We start from the raw sequence: 19,111 nt of genomic DNA on the forward strand, positions 1-19,111 counted from the left end.
GCCGCGCCCGAACGGACCACAGGGCGAGCGCAGCGCGGGCATTTCCAATAGAATGCCGCGATGCATGACGATCTCTCCCTTCTCCTGAATTCCCTCAACGATGCCCAGCGCCAGGCCGTGGCCGCGCCGCTGGGCCGGCAACTGGTGCTGGCCGGCGCCGGCTCGGGCAAGACCCGTGTACTGGTGCACCGCATCGCCTGGCTGCACCAGGTCGAGCGCGCATCATTGCACTCGATCCTGTCGGTGACCTTTACCAACAAGGCCGCCGCGGAGATGCGCCAGCGCATCGAGCAGCTGCTGCACGCCAACCCGCAGGGCATGTGGGTCGGCACCTTCCACGGCCTGGCCCATCGCCTGCTGCGCGCCCACTGGCAGGAAGCGAAGCTGGCGGAGAATTTCCAGATTCTCGACTCCGATGACCAGCAGCGCCTGGTCAAGCGGGTGATCCGCGAGCTCGGCCTCGATGAGCAGCGCTGGCCGGCGCGCCAGGCGCAGTGGTGGATCAACGCGCAGAAGGACGAAGGCCTGCGTCCACGCAACATCCAGCCCGGCGGTGATCTGTTCCTCGCCACCCAGCTGAAGATCTACGAAGCCTATGAAGAGGCCTGCGCCCGCGCTGGCGTCATCGACTTCTCCGAGCTGCTGCTGCGTGCGCTGGATCTGTGGCGCGACCACCCCGGCCTGCTCGAGCACTACCAGCGGCGCTTCCGCCATGTGCTGGTGGATGAGTTCCAGGACACCAACGCCGTCCAGTACGCCTGGCTGCGGCTGCTGGCCAAGGGTGGCGAGAGCCTGATGGTGGTCGGCGACGACGACCAGTCGATCTACGGCTGGCGCGGCGCGCGCATCGAGAACCTGCACCAGTTCAGCGCCGACTTCCCGGATGCCGAAACCATCCGCCTGGAACAGAACTACCGCTCCACCGCCTGCATCCTCAAGGCCGCCAACGCGCTGATCGCCAACAACCAGGGTCGCCTCGGCAAGGAACTCTGGACCTCCGGCTGCGAGGGCGAGCCGATCAGCCTGTACGCTGCCTTCAACGAGCACGACGAAGCGCGTTACGTGGTCGAGAGCATCGAGAAAGCCATCCGCGACGGCATGAGCCGCAGCGAGATCGCCATCCTCTACCGCTCCAACGCCCAGTCGCGGGTACTGGAAGAGGCGCTGCTGCGCGAGAAGATCCCCTACCGCATCTACGGCGGCCAGCGCTTCTTCGAGCGTGCCGAGATCAAGAACGCCATGGCCTACCTGCGCCTGATCCAGACCCGCGACAACGACGCGGCGCTGGAGCGGGTGATCAACGTGCCGGCCCGCGGCATCGGCGAGAAGACCGTCGAATGCCTGCGTCAGCTGGCCCGTGAACAGGGCCTGTCGATGTGGGCTGCGCTGCATCAGGCGGTCGGCACCAAGGCGGTTTCCGGGCGCGCCGCCAGCGCTCTGAACGGCTTCGTCGAACTGGTCGACACCCTGGCGCTGAAGGTCGAGAAACTGCCGCTGCACAGCATGGCGCAACTGGTCGTCGAGGAATCCGGACTGCTGGCCTACCACCGCGACGAGAAGGGCGAGAAGGCCCAGGCGCGAGTGGAAAACCTCGAGGAACTGGTGTCCGCCGCCCGCGCCTTCGACAGTTACAGCGAAGAGGAAGACGACATCCAGTCGCCCCTGGCCGCCTTCCTCGACCACGCCTCGCTGGAGGCCGGCGAACAGCAGGCCGGCGACCACGAGGACAGCGTGCAGCTGATGACCCTGCACAGCGCCAAGGGTCTGGAGTTTCCGCTGGTGTTCCTGGTCGGCATGGAAGAAGGCCTGTTCCCGCACAAGATGAGCCTGGAGGAGTCCGGCCGTCTGGAAGAGGAACGCCGCCTGGCTTACGTCGGCATCACCCGCGCCATGCAGCAGCTGGTGATCACCTACGCCGAAACGCGCCGGCTGTACGGCAGCGAGACCTACAACAAGGTCTCGCGCTTCGTCCGCGAAATTCCACCGGCGCTGGTGCAGGAAGTGCGGCTGAGCAACACGGTGACGCGCTCGTTCAGTGGCAAGAGCATGAGCGGCTCGTCGCTGTTCGACGGCGCCGGCGTGCCGGAAACACCGTTCAACCTCGGCCAACGCGTGCGCCATTCGCTGTTCGGCGAAGGCACCATCCTCAACTTCGAAGGCTCCGGCGCCCAGGCTCGGGTGCAGGTGAATTTCGAGGACGAGGGCAGCAAATGGCTGATGCTCAGCTACGCAAAACTTGAAGCCCTGTGAGGTTGACGCTAACGTCAACCCGCCATACCAACCAGTCATTCCTATAAGAAGAATCTTCCAAGGATACCGACCCATGAAACGCCGCCATCTGTTCGGTGCTGCCGCTGCCTTGCTTGCCACCCTCGGCCTCGCCGGTTGCAACGATGACAAGAAAGTCGAAACCACAGGCCAGCAGGCCGCCAGCGAACTCGCCAAGACCTACACCTGGAAGATGGTCACCGCCTGGCCGAAGAACTACCCGGGGCTGGGCACCGCCGCCGAACGCCTGGCCGAGCGCGTCAAGGTGATGAGCGACGGCCGCCTGACCATCAAGGTCTACGCCGCCGGCGAACTGGTGCCGGCGCTGGAAGTGTTCGATGCCGTCTCCCGCGGCACCGCCGAACTGGGCCATGGCGCTGCCTATTACTGGAAGGGCAAGGTGCCCACCGCGCAATTCTTCACCTCCGTGCCGTTCGGCCTGTCGGCCATCGAGATGAACGCCTGGCTGAGCAAGGGCGAAGGCCAGAAATTCTGGGACGAGGCCTATGCCCCGTTCGGCGTGAAGCCCATGGTGGTCGGCAACACCGGCATGCAGATGGGCGGCTGGTACAACAAGGAGATCAATTCGCTGGGCGACCTGCGCGGCCTGAAGATCCGCATGCCGGGCCTGGGCGGCGAAGTGCTGGCGCGTCTCGGCGCGACCACCGTGAACCTGCCCGGGGGCGAGGTGTTCACCGCGCTGCAGACCGGTGCCATCGACGCCACCGACTGGGTCAGCCCGTACAACGACCTGGCCTTCGGCCTGCACAAGGCCGCGAAGTACTACTACTACCCGGGCTGGCAGGAGCCGCAGGCGGTGCTGGAACTGCTGGTCAACCAGAAGGCCCTCGATACCCTGCCCGAGGACCTGCAGGCCATCCTCACCGAGGCGACCCGTGCCGCCAGCCGCGACATGATGGATGACTACGTCTACAACAACGCACTGGCGCTCGATCAGCTCAAGCAGCAGGGTGTGGAGCTCAAGCGCTTCCCCGACGAAGTGCTGGACGCCATGCAGGAACAGTCGGAGCTGGTGCTCGGCGAGCTGGCCGCGCAGAGCGAGCTGAACGGCCGCATCTGGGCCTCGATGAAAGCCTTCCAGGAGCAGGTCAAGCCGATGCACGAGATTTCCGAGAAGGAACTGTACAACTGGCGTTGACTGCCCTGACGAACGGAGCACCGGGCTCCGTTCGCCTACCAGGCAGGACCAGCGCAAGCGTCTGCCGGCACCGCCGGACGCGACCAACGGTCGCAAGCAAAAGCTCGTAACATACTGCCCCTCGCCAACCCCTGCCCGGCTCGGCAGGATGGCGCGCGTACCTCCACTTAATTCAAGCGGGAACACTCAATGCAACGTGTGCTTAGCATTTTCATGGCGCTGTGTATCAGCCTGACCTTCGCGCTGGATGCCCACGCCAAGCGCTTTGGCGGCGGCAAGAGCTTCGGCTCGGCACCGAGCCACCAGACCCGCCAGGCGCCCCAGCAGACCCAGGCCGCACCGTCCCAGGCCGGCAAGCAGGCTGCGGCTGCGCCCAGTGGTGCCTCGCGCTGGCTCGGCCCGCTGGCCGGTCTGGCCGCCGGCGGCCTGCTCGCCTCGATGTTCATGGGCGATGGCTTCGAAGGCATCCAGTTCATGGATATCCTGATCTTCGGCCTGATCGCGTTCCTGCTGTTCCGCTTCCTCGCCGCCCGCCGTCGCCAGCAGCAGCCCGCCATGGCCGGCCATGCGCCGATGCAGCGTGAAATGCCGCAGCAGCCGGCGACCTCCATCTTCGGCGGCAGCGCCGCCCCGGTCGCCGCTGCTCCGGTGATCAATGCCCCGGCCTGGTTCAACGAACAGAGCTTCGTCGCCGCCGCGCGCGAGCACTTCCTCTCGCTGCAGCAGCACTGGGACGCCAACGAGATGGACAAGATCGCCGAGTTCGTTACCCCCCAGCTGCTGGGTTTCCTCAAGCAGGAGCGCGCCGAGATCGGTGATGCCTATCAGTCGACCTACATCGACGATCTGCAGATCCAGCTCGACGGCGTCGACGACAATGCCGAGAAGACCACCGCAACGCTGACCTTCAGCGGCGTGGCCAAGACCTCGCGCTTCGACCAGGGCGAACCCTTCAGCGAGAGCTGGCGCATGGAGCGTGAGCAGGGCGAGAACCAGCCCTGGCTGGTGGCCGGTATCCGTCAGAACGCCTGATCGGCACCGTTCCGGAACCCACACCGGCCTGCCTCCGGACAGGCCACGATAACCCCGCTCCGGCGGGGTTTTTCGTTTCTGCCGCGCCCTCCTCGACCTTTTGCTGCGCAAAAAAAACCGGCCGCGGAGCAAACCGCGGCCGGCACAGCGACGCATGCGATCATTTCCTGAGGAAGTCCAGCAGGTCCTGATTGAAGCGCACCTTGTGGGTGTCGGTCAGGCCGTGCGGCGCACCGGGGTAGACGATCAGCTTCGCATCCTTGATCTGCGCTGCGGATGCCTTGCCGGAGATGTCCAGCGGCACGATCTGGTCGTCGTCGCCATGGATCACCAGGGTCGGCACGTCGAACTTCTTCAGGTCCTCGCGGAAGTCGGTGGCCGAGAAGGCGGCGATGGAGTCATAGGTGTTCTTGTGCCCGGCCTGCATGCCCTGCGCTCGCCAGTTATCGATCAGCCCCTGGGAAACCTTCGCGCCCGGCCGGTTGAAGCCATAGAACGGGCCGGAGGCAAGGTCCAGGTAGAGCTGCGCACGATCTTCCAGCGAGGCCTTGCGAATGCCGTCGAACACCTCCAGCGGCAGGCCACCCGGGTTATCCGCGGTTTTCAGCATCATCGGGGGCACGGCGCTGACCAGCACGGCCTTCTTCACCCGCCCGGTGCCGTGGCGACCGATGTAGCGCGCCACCTCACCACCACCGGTGGAGAAACCCACCAGGGTCACGTCCTGCAGGTCGAGCGTGTCGATCACCGCGGCCAGGTCGTCGGCGTAGTGATCCATGTCGTTGCCTTCCCAGGGCTGGCTGGACCGGCCATGGCCGCGGCGGTCATGGGCGACCACGCGATAGCCCTCGGATGCGAGAAACAGCATCTGCGATTCCCAGCTGTCGGAACTCAGCGGCCAGCCGTGGCTGAAGGTCACCACCGGGCCGTCCTTCGGGCCCCAGTCCTTGTAGTAGAGCTGCACGCCATCGGCGGTAGTGATGGTGCTGGCTGTATGTGCGACAACAGCGGCACTGCCGGGCTTCGCCGGTTGTGCGGCCTGGGCGGCGAAGGCGGGCTGCAGCGCGATGGCCAGCAGCAGCGGCATGGCGAGGGTACGGGTGATCGGATTCATGGCATGGGTCTCCTGTTCGAAAGGGTGGCGGTCCGGCTCAGTCGGCAATGACCAGCGTGACGTCGATGTTTCCGCGGGTGGCGTTGGAATAGGGGCAGACGATGTGGGCCTGCTCGACCAGGTTCTGCAGCAGGTCGCGGGCAACGCCGGGGGCACTGATGGTCAGCTCGGCCTCGATGCCGAAGCCGGTGGGGATCTGGCCGATGCCGACCTTGCCGGTGATGCGCGTTTCCACCGGCAGAGTGACCTTCTGCTTGCCGGCGACGAACTTCAGCGCCCCGAGAAAGCAGGCCGAGTATCCGGCGGCGAACAGCTGCTCGGGATTGGTCCCGGCACCACCGGCGCCGCCCAGCTCGCGCGGCGTGGACAGCTGCACGTCGAGCGCCTGGTCGGAGGAGCTGGCGCGGCCTTCGCGGCCGCCGGTGGCGGTGGCAGTAGCGGTGTAGAGAATCTTCTCGATGGACATGGTGGTGACTCCTGTTTCGGGTTGCCGGAGCGGTGTTGCCCGGTAAGCGCTATTCTCCTCCAGCACGAAAAACTATTGGTGACGTAAAGTCTTTGAAACTTGATCAGGAGTACAAAGATGGCTGACCGTCTCGCTGCACTGATGACGCACTTCCCGATGCGCGCCCAGGTGTTCAACACCGGGCCGCTGTGCGGCATCAACACGTTGCAGAGCGATGGCGTGCACGGACAACTGCACCTGATTCGCCGCGGTGCGGTGGAGGTCCGCTACGGCCGGGAGACACTGCACGTCACGCAGCCGAGCCTGCTGCTGTTCCCGCGACCGCTGACGCATCGCTTCATCACCGCGCCGGACTGCGAGGTGGACATGGTCTGCGCGAACCTGACGTTCGAGGGGGGCAGGGCCAACCCGATCGCCTCTGCCCTGGCCGATCTGGTCTGCCTGCCGCTGGATGGCGTGTGGGGCGCCGAGCCGGTGCTCTCACTGCTGTTCGAAGAAGCCTTCGAACAGCGCTGCGGGCGCATGGCGCTGGTGGAGCGGCTGGTGGAGGTGGTGATGATCCAGATCCTGCGTCAGCTGATGGAAAGCGACGAGGTCAGCGGCGGCCTGCTCTCCGGCCTCGCCCATCCGCGTCTGCGCAACGCGCTGGTGGCCATGCACGAAGCGCCCGCACAGGACTGGACGCTCGACAACCTCGCCGGCGTCGCCGGAATGTCGCGTAGCGCCTTCGCCACCACCTTCCGCGAAACGCTCGGGCAGACGCCCGGCCAGTATCTGCTGGGCTGGCGCGTCCGCCTGGCGCAGAAGGCGCTGCAGCGCGGGCGGCCGCTGAAGGTGATCGCCACCGAGGTCGGCTACGGCAGCGAAGCGGCGCTTTCGCGCGCATTCAAGGCCCAAGCCGGACAATCGCCGCGGGAATGGAAAAACCAGCTTGCCGCCTCGACAGGCGCCTGAAGCCGCCATGTGACCGATCGGCTGGCTGCAAGGGCAGCGGCGGCACCCGGAATTAATCCTTCACTTTCCGAAAGCTTGGCTAAGCTGCTTTAGCAGACGCCGGCAAAGCATCGGCGTTTCAGCCTGATAAGAAGGAGAACCTCCGATGGACATGAACCGTCGACAGTTCTTCAAGGTCTGCGGTGTGGGCCTTGGGGCGTCGAGCATGGCGGCATTGGGCATGGCCCCGCCGACGGCGTATGCCGAGTCGATCCGGCATTTCAAACTGACCAACACCCGTGAAACACGCAACACCTGCCCCTACTGCTCCGTCGGCTGCGGGCTGATCCTCTACAGCCAGGGCAGCGGCGGCAAGAACGTCGCACAGAACATCATCCACATCGAAGGCGACTCCGATCACCCGGTCAACCGCGGCACGCTCTGCCCGAAGGGCGCGGGCCTGCTGGACTTCGTTCACAGCCCCAACCGCCTGACCCATCCGGAAGTCCGCGAAGCCGGCAGCAACGAGTGGAAGCGCATCGAGTGGAGCGAAGCCCTCGACCGCATCGCCCGGCTGATGAAGGACGACCGCGACGCCAACTTCATCGAGCGCAACGACAAGGGCCAGACGGTCAACCGCTGGCTGACTACCGGTTTCCTCGCCGCCTCGGCATCATCCAACGAGGCCGGCTACATCACCCACAAGGTGGTTCGATCACTCGGCATATTGGCGTTCGACAACCAGGCACGTGTCTGACACGGCCCGACGGTGGCAAGTCTTGCCCCGACGTTTGGCCGCGGCGCGATGACCAATCACTGGAGTGATATCCAGAACGCCGATCTGATCCTGATCATGGGCGGTAACGCCGCCGAAGCGCACCCGTGCGGCTTCAAATGGGTCACCGAAGCCAAGGCGCGCAACAAGGCCCGGCTGGTCGTGGTCGATCCGCGCTTCACCCGTTCGGCCTCGGTGGCCGACATGTATGCGCCGATCCGCACCGGCACAGACATCGCCTTCCTCGGCGGGCTGATCAACTACCTGCTGGAAAACGACAAGATCCAGCACGAGTACGTGGTCAACTACACCGATGTCTCGTTCATCGTGAAGGAAGGCTTCGGCTTCGAGAACGGCCTGTTCAACGGTTATGACGCCGAGAAACGCAGCTACCCGGACAAATCCACCTGGAGCTACGAGCTGGACGAGGACGGCTTCGCCCGCGTCGACAAGAGCCTTACCCATCCGCGCTGCGTCTATAACCTGCTCAAGCAGCACTACAGCCGCTACACGCCGGAGGTGGTCAGCAACATCTGCGGCACGCCGCAGGACAAGATGCTGCAGATCTGGGAGACCATCGCCGAGACCTCGGCCCCGGGCAAGGTCATGACCATCATGTACGCCCTGGGCTGGACGCAGCACTCGGTGGGCTCGCAGATGATCCGCACCGGCGCCATGGTGCAGCTGCTGCTCGGTAACATCGGCATGCCCGGTGGCGGCATGAATGCCCTGCGCGGCCACTCCAACATCCAGGGCCTGACCGACCTGGGCCTGCTCTCCAACCTGTTGCCGGGCTACATGACGCTGCCGCTGGAGGCCGAGCAGGACTACACGGCCTACATCACCAAGCGCACCGCCAAGCCGCTGCGCCCGGGGCAACTGTCCTACTGGCAGCACTACGAGAAATTCCACGTCAGCCTGATGAAGGCCTGGTACGGCAGGAACGCCACCGCGGAGAACAACTGGGGCTACGACTGGCTGCCAAAGCTGGATATCCCCGGCTACGACGTGCTCAAGGTGTTCGACATGATGTACCAGGGGCAGGTCAACGGCTATTTCTGCCAGGGCTTCAACCCCACCGCCTCGTTCCCCAACAAGGCCAAGGTGAGCGCGGCGCTGGCCAAGCTCAAGTACCTGGTGATCATGGACCCGCTGGCCACCGAGACCTCGGAGTTCTGGCGCAACGCCGGCGAGTACAACGACGTCGACACCGCCAGCATCCAGACCACGGTGTTCCGCCTGCCGACCACCTGCTTCGCCGAGGAGGACGGCTCGCTGGTCAACAGCGGCCGCTGGCTGCAGTGGCACTGGAAGGCCGCCGAGCCACCGGGACAGGCGAAGACCGACGTGGTGATCATGGGCGGGCTGTTCCATCGCCTGCGCGAGCTCTACCGCAAGGAAGGCGGCGCCTATGCCGAGCCACTGATGAACATCGATTGGGGCTATCGCCAGCCGGAAGAACCGAGCGCCGAGGAAATTGCCCAGGAGTACAACGGCAAGGCACTGGCCGACGTCTTCGACCTGCAGACAGGCGCCCAGCTGGCCAAGGCCGGCGAGCTGCTGCCGGGCTTCGGCCTGCTGCGCGCCGACGGCACCACCTCGAGTGGCTGCTGGATCTTCTGCGGCTCCTGGACCCAGGCCGGCAACCAGATGGCCCGCCGCGACAACGCCGACCCCTACGGCATGGGCCAGACGCTGGGCTGGGCCTGGGCCTGGCCGGCCAACCGGCGCATCCTCTACAACCGCGCCTCGGCCGATCCGGCGGGCAATCCGTGGGATGCACAGAAGAAGCGCCTGGTCTGGTGGGATGGCGGCAAGTGGGGCGGCACCGACGTGCCGGACTTCAAGGTCGATTCACGGCCGGAAGATGGCATGAACCCCTTCATCATGAACCCCGAAGGGGTGGCACGGCTGTTCGCCGTGGACAAGATGAACGAGGGGCCATTCCCCGAGCACTACGAGCCGTTCGAAACGCCGATCGGACGCAACCCCCTGCATCCAGGCAACGCGCAGGCGATCAGCAACCCCGCCGCGCGGGTGTTCAAGAACGACATGGAGCTGTTCGGCACGGCGGAGGACTTCCCCTATGCCGCCACCACCTACCGGCTGACGGAGCACTTCCACTTCTGGACCAAGCATTGCCGGCTCAACGCGATCACCCAGCCCGAGCAGTTCGTCGAGATCGGCGAGGTGCTGGCCAACGAGCTGGGCATCAAGGCCGGCGAGCGGGTCAAGGTGTCGTCCAACCGCGGCTTCATCAAGGCGGTGGCGGTGGTGACCAAGCGCATCAAGCCGCTGACGGTGGACGGGCAGACGGTGCACCAGATCGGCATCCCGCTGCACTGGGGCTTCGCCGGCGTGGCGCGCAACGGTTACCTGACCAACACGCTGACGCCGTTCGTCGGTGACGCCAACACCCAGACGCCGGAGTTCAAGTCGTTCCTGGTCAACGTGGAGAAGGCATGATGGCTACTCAAGACGTGATTGCCCGCTCCGCCACGACCACCGAGCGGCCGTCGATCCGCGAGATCGGCGAAGTGGCGAAACTGATCGACACCTCCAAGTGCATCGGCTGCAAGGCCTGCCAGGTGGCGTGTTCGGAATGGAACGACCTGCGCGACGAGGTCGGCACCAGCCACGGGACCTACGACAACCCGATCGACCTCACCGCCGAATCCTGGACGGTGATGAAGTTCGCCGAGTACGAGAACCCCGGCAGCGGCAACCTCGAATGGCTGATCCGCAAGGACGGCTGCATGCATTGCGCCGACCCGGGTTGCCTCAAGGCCTGCCCGGCGCCGGGGGCGATCGTGAAGTACGCCAACGGTATCGTCGACTTCAACCAGGACCACTGCATCGGCTGCGGCTACTGCATCACCGGTTGCCCGTTCGACATCCCGCGCATCTCCGAGAAGGACAAGAAGGCCTACAAGTGCACGCTCTGTTCCGACCGCGTGTCGGTCGGGCTGGAGCCGGCCTGCGTGAAGACCTGCCCCACCGGCGCCATCGTCTTCGGCAGCAAGGAGGACATGAAGGAGCATGCCGCCGGGCGCATCGCCGACCTCAAGGAACGCGGTTTCGACCAGGCCGGCCTGTACGACCCCGACGGCGTCGGCGGTACGCACGTGATGTACGTGCTGCACCATGCCGATCAGCCCTCGCTGTACAACGACCTGCCGAACGAGCCCACCATCAGCCCGCTGGTCAGCCTGTGGAAGGGCGTGACCAAGCCCCTCGCCCTGCTGGGCATGGGCGCGGCGGTGCTGGCCGGCTTCTTCCACTACACGCGGGTCGGCCCGATTCGCGTCGAGGAAGAGGACGACAAGGCCGAGCTCAGCGAGCCCGTGGTGCATCAGGTCGATCCTTCGGTGCATGTGGTCGATCCCAAGGAGCCGCGACCCTGACCGCGCGGCCCCGTTCGCGGGGCCGCCTTCGGTGTCCGCTCGCTCAAGGAGTCAACGATGAACAACAACGAGATCGAACGCTACAACCCCTCGCAACGGACCAACCACTGGATCGTCGCGATTCTCTTCGTGCTCGCCGCGCTGTCCGGCCTGGCACTGTTCCATCCGGCGCTGTTCGGCCTCTCCGGGCTGTTCGGCGGCGGCACCTGGACGCGCATCCTGCACCCCTTCATCGGGGTCGCGATGTTCGTCTTCTTCCTCTGGCTGGCGATCCGCTTCGCTGGGCACAACCGCATCGAAGCACGCGACCGCCAGTGGCTCCGGCAGATCAACGACGTGGTGCACAACCGCGAGGAAAAGCTGCCGGAAGTCGGCCGCTACAACGCCGGGCAGAAGGTGCTGTTCTGGGTGCTGATCCTCAGCATGCTGGTGCTGCTGCTCAGCGGCATCGTCATCTGGCGCGAGTACTTCAGCAGCTTCTTCGGCATCGTCTCGCTGCGCTGGGCCAGCCTGCTGCATGCGGCCGCCGCCTTCGTGCTGATCGTCAGCATCATCGTGCACATCTACGCAGCCATCTGGATCAAGGGGTCGATGGGCTCGATGCTCTACGGCACCGTCAGCCGGGCCTGGGCGCGCAAGCACCATCCGGCCTGGTACCGGGAGATCAACCAGCGCAAGTAAGCGCCGCCAAGCACGCCGGAGATTCCCGCCGCCGTGGGAATCTTCGCCCGTGCATGCCATCGAAAGCCGAGCTATAACCGTGACGGACTATGCTGTTCGGCATAACCACAAGAAAAGGAGTCCTGCGTGGCAGGCACCATTCTAGAGCCCGGGCAGATCGAAGCCGCTGCCAGCAAACCACCCTTCACCAACCTGCCACCACGCGATCTGTTCGCCCTGCGCAGCGCGCGCCTCGCCAAGCTCGCCGAAGATCATCCGCTGGCCGACTACCTGCGCCTGCTCGCCGGCGTATGCCAGGCACAGCAGCAGGTGCTGGACAACCCGCCTGCCAGCGCACCGCTCGACCCTGCGCGCACCCGCGAATGCTTCAAGCACGCCATGCCGCCGCTGGCCGCCGACACCCTGGTGCGCGAGGGGGCGTGGCTGCCGCTGCTCGATGCCTGGCTGGATGCCTTCGCGGTGCCGGACAACCTGTCGGTCATCGCTGCCTTCGACCAGCTGCGCCGCGCCGACAGCGGCCAGCGCAAGGCCTGGGCCGTGGCGCTGGTCAGTGGCCAGTACGACAGCCTGCCGCCGGCGCTGGTGCCCTTTCTCGGCGCCGCGCTGCAACTGGCCTGGACCCACTGGCTGCTCCAGCTCGACCTCTCCGACCTGCGCGAACGCGAAGACCAGACGCTCTGCCCCTGCTGCGGCGCACCGCCCATGGCCGGGGTGATTCGCCACCGCGGGCAGCTCAACGGCCTGCGCTACCTGGTCTGCTCCCTGTGCGCCTGCGAATGGCACTACGTGCGCCTGAAATGCAGCCACTGCCGCAGCACCAAGAAGCTCGACTACCTGCACTTCGAAGGCTCGCCCAACGGCATCAAGGCCGAGGCGTGCCCCGAATGCAACGGCTACCTCAAGCAGCTCTATCTCGAATTGGCACCGGACGGCGAAAGCCTGTCCGCCGATCTGGCGACGCTGGACCTCGACCTGCTGCTGGCCGATCAGGGCTATAACCGCCAGGCACCCAACCTGCTGCTGGCACCGGGGAACGAGGCATGAGCAGCAGCCATCTGCCCTCGGTGGACAAGCTGCTGCGCGATCCGGCCTGCCAGCCACTGCAGCAGCGCTATGGCCGTCAGGCGCTGCTGGCGACGCTGCGCGACCTGCTCGACGAACTGCGCGAACCAGCTCGCCGTGGCCAGCTGGCCGCGCTGGAACTGTCCGAAGCGGTGCTCGCCGGGCGCGCCGGCGAACGCCTGGCCAGCCAGCACAAGAGCCGCGTGCGCCGAGTGTTCAACCTCACCGGCACAGTGCTGCACACCAACCTCGGTCGCGCCCTGTTGCCGGATGAAGCCATCGAGGCGATCACCCTTGCCGCGCGCTACCCGCTCAACCTGGAATTCGATCTCGCCACCGGCAAGCGCGGCGATCGCGACGACCTCATCGAAGGACTGATCCGCGAGCTGACCGGCGCCGAGGCGGTCACCGTGGTCAACAACAACGCCGCCGCCGTGCTGCTGGCCTTGAACAGCCTCGGCGCGCGCAAGGAAGGCATCATTTCCCGTGGCGAGCTGATCGAGATCGGTGGCGCCTTCCGCATCCCGGACATCATGGCCCGCGCCGGCGTGAAGCTGCATGAAGTCGGTACCACCAACCGCACCCACGCCAAGGATTACGAAGCGGCCATCAACCCTCGCTCAGGGCTGTTGATGCGCGTGCATACCAGCAACTACAGCGTGCAGGGTTTCACTGCCAGCGTCGCCACCGCCGAGCTGGCGCGCATCGCCCATGCCCACGATCTGCCGTTGCTGGAAGATCTGGGCAGCGGCAGCCTGCTCGACCTCTCGCGCTGGGGCCTGCCCAAGGAGCCGACGGTGCAGGAAGCGCTGCGCGACGGCGCCGACATCGTCACCTTCAGCGGCGACAAGCTGCTCGGCGGCCCGCAGGCCGGGCTGATCGTCGGCAGCAAGGCGCTGATCCAGAAGATCAAGAAGAACCCGCTCAAGCGCGCCCTGCGCGTCGACAAGCTGACCCTTGCGGCGCTGGAAGCGGTGCTCAACCTCTATCGCGACCCCGACCGCCTGGCCGAACGCCTCACCAGCCTGCGCCTGCTCAGCCGCCCGCAGGCGGAGATCCGCACCCAGGCTGAACGCATCGCTCCGGCGCTGGCCGCCGTGCTCGGCGAGAGCTGGCAAGTCGCAGTAACCGATGCCCTGGGCATGATCGGCAGCGGCGCGCAGCCGGTGGCCCGTCTGCCCAGCGCCGCCCTGTGCATCCGTCCGCAGCAGCCCAAGCGCCTGCGCGGCCGCAGCCTGCGTCAGCTTGAAGAAGCGCTGCGCTGCCTGCCGATTCCGGTCCTCGGGCGCATCGACGACGACGCCCTCTGGCTCGACCTGCGCCAACTGGACGACGAACCGGCCTTCCTCCAGCAACTGGCGCACCTGCAAGAGGAGCTGGCCCGTTGATCGTCGGGACCGCCGGCCATATCGACCATGGCAAGACCGCACTGCTCCACGCCCTCACCGGGCAACAGGGCGACCGCCGTCGCGAGGAGCGCGAGCGTGGCATCACCATCGACCTCGGCTACCTCTACGCCGACCTCGGCGAAGGCAGCCTCACCGGTTTTATCGACGTGCCAGGCCACGAGCGCTTCGTGCACAACATGCTGGCCGGCGCCAGCGGCATCGACTGCGTGCTGCTGGTGGTGGCCGCCGATGACGGCGTGATGCCGCAGACCCGTGAACACCTGGCCATCGTCGAGTTGCTCGGCATCCGCCGGGCACTGGTGGCGCTGACCAAGATCGATCGCGTCGAGCCGGCGCGCATCGCCGAAGTCGAGCAACAGATCGAAAACCTGCTGGCCGCCGGAGCACTGGCCGGAACGCCGATCTTTCCGGTTTCCAGCATCCGCGGCGATGGCATCGACGCCTTGCGCGCCGCGCTGATCGACGAAGCCGCGCGCACCGCCGCCCGCAGCGACAGCGGCCACTTCCGCCTGGCCATCGACCGCGCCTTCAGCGTCACCGGCGCTGGCGTGGTGGTCACCGGCACCGCCTTTGCCGGGCGCGTGCGAATCGGCGACGAACTGCTGCTCGGCCCCGCCGGCAAACGCGTGCGCGTCCGAGGCCTGCACGCACAGAACCGCGAAGCGGACGAAGCCCATGCCGGCCAGCGCGTGGCCCTGAATCTTGCCGGCGACCGGCTGGCCGTGGAGCAGATCCATCGCGGCGACTGGCTGCTGCACCCACTGCTGCACGCGCCGACCCAACGCATCGACGTCGACTTCCAGCTGCTGCCCGGCGAAGCCCACGAACTCAAGCACCGGACGCCCGTGCACGTGCACCTCGGCGCCCAGGACGTCACCGCCCGCGTCGCCCTGCTCGAAGGCACGAGCCTGGCGCCGGGCGAACGCGCCTTCGCCCAGCTACTGCTCAACACACCGAGCCACGCGGTACATGGCGACCGCATCGTCCTGCGCGACCAGTCCGCCCAGCGCACCCTTGGTGGTGGCCGTGTGCTCGACCCCTTTGCACCGCCACGCAATCGCCGTCGTGCCGCGCGGCTGGAGCAACTTCGCGCCCTCAACCAGCCGAGCCTGGAGCAGGCATTGCCGCCACTGCTCGCCAGCGCCACCAATGGCATCGACCCGCAAGGCCTGGAACGCCAGTTCAACCGCCCGCGCGATGGCTGGCAGCTGCCGCACGGCGTATTGGAGATCAGCACACGGCTGGGCCCACGGCTATTCGACCAGGCCCGCTGGCGCGAACTCGAAACCGCGCTGCTCGACTCACTTCAGCGTTTTCACGAAGAGCAACCCGACGAACTTGGCCCCGACCGCGACCGCCTGCGTCGCTACGCCCTGCCGCAGCTGGAGCGGCCGGTGTTCACCGCCCTGCTGGAACAGGCACTGGCCGCCGGCCGCATCGAAACCAGCGGCCCGTGGCTGCACCGCCCCGATCACCGGGTGCGCCTGAGCGATGCGGAAGAAGATTTGAAAGCGCGCCTGTGGCCATTGCTCGAAGCCGGCCATTTCGACCCACCCTGGGTCCGCGACCTGGCCCACGACCTCGGTGTCGACGAAATGCAGATGCGCAACCTGCTACGCAAGCTCGCCCGTCTCGGCCTGCTGCAACAGGTGGTGAAAGATTTGTTCTACCCCGAGTTCACCATTCGCCAACTCGCGGGGCATGTACTGCAACTGGAAGCGCAAAGCGGCGTGATCCGCGCCGCCGCCTTCCGCGACCGCATCCAGCTCGGCCGCAAACGCAGCATCCAGCTGCTCGAACACTTCGACCGCATCGGCCTCACCCGCCGCTTCGGCAACGAACGCAAAGTCCGCCAGGACAGCGCCTTGGCGATCCAGTCAGCCCTGGGGTAGGCTGGTCGCCGCTTCCTTTCCCACATCAAGACCAGATAAGGAAGGCAATCGCACCCGGTGGTGCGGCCGGGCTTCAAATCCTGTTTTTGCCTTATTCATCAATGGCCTATGTTGGCCAATGCCGGGCGTTGTGCGAATCTGCTGGTTACTGTTTTGGCGATTGCTGGTCTTTTTCGGGCAGTGCCTTCGACACTTTTTCGACACCGCTGTCGGTTAGTTTCTGGTGTTTAGGTTTACGCTCGCCTTGCAGTTTCGGCGTTGAATACTGCCTTCTCCGCCTGGGCAAAAGTCGCTGATCCGTCGCTCTTTGCCTACAACTACAATTTCTTTTTGCCGGGTTGGGATCGCTACGGCCGGCTCGGGGATAACCCGAGTAGCCGGAACGATATTGGTCGCACCCTGGGGAACGTAGTTTTTGTCGTTGAATACGGTTTGCTTGGGCGGTGGTTCTGCCGTAGCGGCCTTTGGCTGAGCTGCTCGCGGCTGAGGCGTTGCACCTCTAGCGGCCACTTCCTCTACTACTCTGTCCCAATCCTTGGTCGCTGTCGGCTCTGCTCGCCTGATTTCGGCAACGGGGGCTGGCTTGGGTTGGATGCGCTTATCGGCGATGCCCTGGACGGTGCCTTTGAGGAATGCCGAACCCACCATCTGTAGCGCGGCTAGCATGATTACGGTGCCGATCAGCCCTGGTATCAGCCATGCTACGGCTCCCTTGCGCGGGCGCCTTCTGATGTAGTCCGGGGCGTCGTTCCATTCAGCCTTCATATCTCCCTCTCCCTGTCCTTCGGGCGTACCAGCGCCTAGTCACTTCCTTGGTAATCGCTATCCCGCGCTTTGACTGGTCAAGTTTCGGTTGGCCTCGTCGTATTCCGGGCTTCGGTGGCCATGCTCTGGCTCAATCCGGCCGCTAACGAGCCAAAGGGCGTACTCAGGAAACGAGTCAGCCAGGATGCCGATTTCCTCCGTCCCGATGCGGATTTTCTCGCTGCTGATGTTGCGCCAGCGGTCGTAGTTCTTCCCGCCCTTCTCGCTCAGGCGCTTCGGACCGACAACACGTATCAATCGAAGCGCTCTATCTCGGACCGAATCCATATAGGTAAATTTCATGTTGCGTAATATTTACGCATGCTGAAAGAAGGTGTAACTTTTACGCAAGAGTAAATGTTACGCAGATAACAGCATTGCTGATATAGACCAACATAGTGCAACAAAGGCCAAGGACATGGAAGGAAACCTACCGCCGATAGACCTGCTCAACGCGCCCCCGGTCATGCCGTGGCGCCAGTTCGCGGACTGGATTCGCATGGGCGATGAACACGACGTGGTGTGGGGCTGGATTCGCAATGGCTACATCCCGTCGCACAAGGTCGGCAAGTACGTGATGGTTAACGTGGCGTTGCTGGTTAAGCAGCTCATGGAAAAGGAGTGGGACGAATGAGCTTGTCTACTGATCGCGCGTTCCGCTCGCTTCTGCTCGCTCTCGTCGATGTCCGCTTGAGTGGCCCTGAAAGCACTCCTGATTATCAGCGCCACGCAAAATTTGGTTTGGTTCAAGGCCAGCTACATGCTCTTTGGGATCTCGGTGTTATCACCTGGGATCAGCACTGTTTGTTTACTGACTTACTGCTGAACGCCTCTGAAAATTCAGGGAAGCCGTTCCCCGATGAGCGCAACGTGGGTCCGGTAATGCCCTCCTACGTTGCCTATATGCGTCGTCAATCTCCGGTAAAGCCATCGACCCAGGTGCCTGTTGATGATTGTCCTGGCGAAGTACTTGCGCCTACCTCATGCCCCGAACTGCGACTGCTCTGTCTGCTGGTCCGGACGCGAAGTGGCGAAACCCGATCCCTCCCGGTCCACACCATGCGCCCTTTGCCGCCCCGCCTCTGCGCGGCCGATTCGCACGCTGCAAATGGGCTGCGTCGGTGGAACCTGGAAGCCTCTGCTCTCGGACTGGACAGTGGAACCGGCCTTTATCTGCGAGAAGCACACGCCACCCGACCGCCCCGCGAAGTGGTGGAGCGTTATCTACGACCCGGGCAAGCCAACGCCCTTCGTCCCGATTCACGAACCGTTCGAATTGGTGGGGTGATGGCATGAGACAGCCAACCGCTCTCGTTGCCTGCGAGTTCTCCGGGCGCGTTCGTGATGCGCTGACCCGCGCCGGGTTCTACGCCGTCAGCTGCGACCTGCTGCCATCCGAAACCGAAGGCGAGCACATCCAGGGCGATGTGCTGGAAGTACTCGACTGGGGATGGGATCTACTGATTGCCCATCCGCCCTGCACTGATCTCGCTACATCGGGCGCACGCTGGTTCCCTGAGAAGATCGCTGATGGTCGTCAAGCCCGCGCCTTGGATTTCGTCCGCACCCTGCTGGCTGCGCCGATCCCTTTCAAGGCACTCGAAAATCCGAAGTCCGTCATCTCCAGCCGGATCCGCAAACCGGACCAGATCATCCAGCCTTGGATGTTCGGTCATGGCGAACGCAAGGAAACGCATTTCTGGCTCCAGAACCTGCCGCTCCTGGTACCGACCGAAATCGTCGACGGCCGCGAACCGACTGTGCATTACATGGCGCCGGGACCGGACCGCTGGAAGAACCGCTCGCGTACCTATCAGTGCGTCGCAGAGGCAATTGCCATGCAATGGGGCAGATACGTGATGGACCAGCTCGCCAACCCCATGCGACCTGTCCTGGTCCAGGGCCGCGCTCCCGGCTCGTCGGATCACGCTTCACCGATCCGGCGAACGGAAGCACGGGCGAAGCGCACCCTTGACCCGGCACGAACAGAAACAGCCTCCGCTCGTGAGTGTGGGGCAGCTTCACCGCCCCGCGCTCCCGAGCCCTCGGCGGCGAGAGTGGGATGACAAGGGCAAAGCCCTTGGTGTTAACCAACTAGAGAACACGCACAAC

17 protein-coding genes are annotated in these 19,111 nt (G+C 65.0%); 13 read left to right on the forward strand and 4 right to left on the reverse strand.

The annotated features are described in order from the left end of the window. The first annotated feature begins 60 nt into the window (after nucleotides 1–60). From uvrD to P5703_RS21115, 3 genes are all read left to right on the forward strand, one after another. Nucleotides 61–2,250, forward strand: a complete 2,190-nt coding sequence (uvrD, locus tag P5703_RS21105; RefSeq protein WP_285589556.1) for a DNA helicase II — start codon at nucleotides 61–63, stop codon at nucleotides 2,248–2,250. Nucleotides 2,251–2,323: 73 nt separating this feature from the next. After that, nucleotides 2,324–3,427, forward strand: coding sequence for a TRAP transporter substrate-binding protein (locus P5703_RS21110; RefSeq protein WP_285589559.1), 1,104 nt, complete (start codon nucleotides 2,324–2,326; stop codon nucleotides 3,425–3,427). A gap of 189 nt (nucleotides 3,428–3,616) precedes the next feature. Then, nucleotides 3,617–4,459 (forward strand): Tim44 domain-containing protein, encoded by an 843-nt coding sequence (locus P5703_RS21115; RefSeq protein WP_218422122.1) that lies wholly within the window; start codon nucleotides 3,617–3,619, stop codon nucleotides 4,457–4,459. Nucleotides 4,460–4,619: 160 nt separating this feature from the next. On the opposite strand, the gene P5703_RS21120 is transcribed toward P5703_RS21115, so the two are convergent. Together P5703_RS21120 and P5703_RS21125 are read right to left on the reverse strand one after the other, a co-directional pair. Then, entirely contained in the window at nucleotides 4,620–5,573 is a 954-nt protein-coding gene (locus P5703_RS21120; protein ID WP_285589566.1) for an alpha/beta fold hydrolase, read from the reverse strand. Nucleotides 5,574–5,610: 37 nt separating this feature from the next. Beyond that, nucleotides 5,611–6,039 carry an organic hydroperoxide resistance protein gene (locus tag P5703_RS21125; RefSeq protein WP_049326115.1) on the reverse strand — a complete coding sequence of 143 codons (429 nt, stop codon included), beginning with the start codon at nucleotides 6,037–6,039 and terminating at the stop codon, nucleotides 5,611–5,613. Nucleotides 6,040–6,156: 117 nt separating this feature from the next. Here P5703_RS21125 and P5703_RS21130 point away from each other — a divergent pair, with 117 nt between their 5' ends. The 7 genes from P5703_RS21130 to selB all read left to right on the forward strand — a co-directional run bounded on the left by P5703_RS21130 (nucleotide 6,157) and on the right by selB (nucleotide 16,195). Next, entirely contained in the window at nucleotides 6,157–6,993 is an 837-nt protein-coding gene (locus P5703_RS21130) for an AraC family transcriptional regulator (protein WP_045158099.1), read from the forward strand. A 145-nt stretch (nucleotides 6,994–7,138) separates the two neighbouring features. After that, on the forward strand, nucleotides 7,139–10,213 hold the full coding sequence (gene fdnG / locus P5703_RS21135) for a formate dehydrogenase-N subunit alpha (RefSeq protein WP_141239074.1): 3,075 nt from the start codon (nucleotides 7,139–7,141) through the stop codon (nucleotides 10,211–10,213). Beyond that, nucleotides 10,213–11,151 (forward strand): formate dehydrogenase subunit beta, encoded by a 939-nt coding sequence (fdxH, locus tag P5703_RS21140; RefSeq protein WP_026012601.1) that lies wholly within the window; start codon nucleotides 10,213–10,215, stop codon nucleotides 11,149–11,151. The genes fdnG and fdxH overlap by 1 nt, the downstream gene beginning before the upstream one ends. Before the next feature lie 57 nt (nucleotides 11,152–11,208). Then, complete coding sequence (locus P5703_RS21145; protein ID WP_017245933.1) at nucleotides 11,209–11,832, forward strand: formate dehydrogenase subunit gamma; 624 nt, start codon at nucleotides 11,209–11,211, stop codon at nucleotides 11,830–11,832. 126 nt (nucleotides 11,833–11,958) lie between these two features. Then, entirely contained in the window at nucleotides 11,959–12,876 is a 918-nt protein-coding gene (gene fdhE / locus P5703_RS21150; protein ID WP_019407422.1) for a formate dehydrogenase accessory protein FdhE, read from the forward strand. After that, entirely contained in the window at nucleotides 12,873–14,282 is a 1,410-nt protein-coding gene (gene selA / locus P5703_RS21155; RefSeq protein WP_019407421.1) for an L-seryl-tRNA(Sec) selenium transferase, read from the forward strand. Before fdhE ends, selA begins: the two co-directional genes overlap by 4 nt. Next, a complete protein-coding gene (gene selB, locus P5703_RS21160) occupies nucleotides 14,279–16,195 on the forward strand; it encodes a selenocysteine-specific translation elongation factor (RefSeq protein WP_019407420.1) in 1,917 nt (638 codons plus the stop codon). The genes selA and selB overlap by 4 nt, the downstream gene beginning before the upstream one ends. A gap of 213 nt (nucleotides 16,196–16,408) precedes the next feature. Here selB and P5703_RS21165 read toward each other — a convergent pair whose 3' ends face one another. After that, on the reverse strand, nucleotides 16,409–16,960 hold the full coding sequence (locus tag P5703_RS21165; protein ID WP_125881901.1) for a hypothetical protein: 552 nt from the start codon (nucleotides 16,958–16,960) through the stop codon (nucleotides 16,409–16,411). Nucleotides 16,961–17,017: 57 nt separating this feature from the next. After that, nucleotides 17,018–17,302, reverse strand: coding sequence for a DNA-binding protein (locus P5703_RS21170; protein ID WP_241833468.1), 285 nt, complete (start codon nucleotides 17,300–17,302; stop codon nucleotides 17,018–17,020). A 115-nt stretch (nucleotides 17,303–17,417) separates the two neighbouring features. On the opposite strand from P5703_RS21170, the gene P5703_RS21175 reads away from it, so the two are divergent. The 3 genes from P5703_RS21175 to P5703_RS21185 all read left to right on the forward strand — a co-directional run bounded on the left by P5703_RS21175 (nucleotide 17,418) and on the right by P5703_RS21185 (nucleotide 19,065). Further along, nucleotides 17,418–17,633: a DNA-binding protein gene (locus tag P5703_RS21175; RefSeq protein ID WP_125881902.1), complete on the forward strand. Its 216-nt coding sequence runs from the start codon at nucleotides 17,418–17,420 to the stop codon at nucleotides 17,631–17,633. 315 nt (nucleotides 17,634–17,948) lie between these two features. After that, nucleotides 17,949–18,287 carry a lysogeny maintenance protein PflM gene (gene pflM, locus P5703_RS21180; protein WP_285589597.1) on the forward strand — a complete coding sequence of 113 codons (339 nt, stop codon included), beginning with the start codon at nucleotides 17,949–17,951 and terminating at the stop codon, nucleotides 18,285–18,287. A 4-nt stretch (nucleotides 18,288–18,291) separates the two neighbouring features. Beyond that, nucleotides 18,292–19,065, forward strand: coding sequence for a DNA cytosine methyltransferase (locus tag P5703_RS21185; protein ID WP_285589600.1), 774 nt, complete (start codon nucleotides 18,292–18,294; stop codon nucleotides 19,063–19,065). Nucleotides 19,066–19,111: the final 46 nt, after the last annotated feature.

The organism is Stutzerimonas sp. FeSN7, from assembly GCF_030263795.1.
Lineage (GTDB): Bacteria > Pseudomonadota > Gammaproteobacteria > Pseudomonadales > Pseudomonadaceae > Stutzerimonas > Stutzerimonas stutzeri.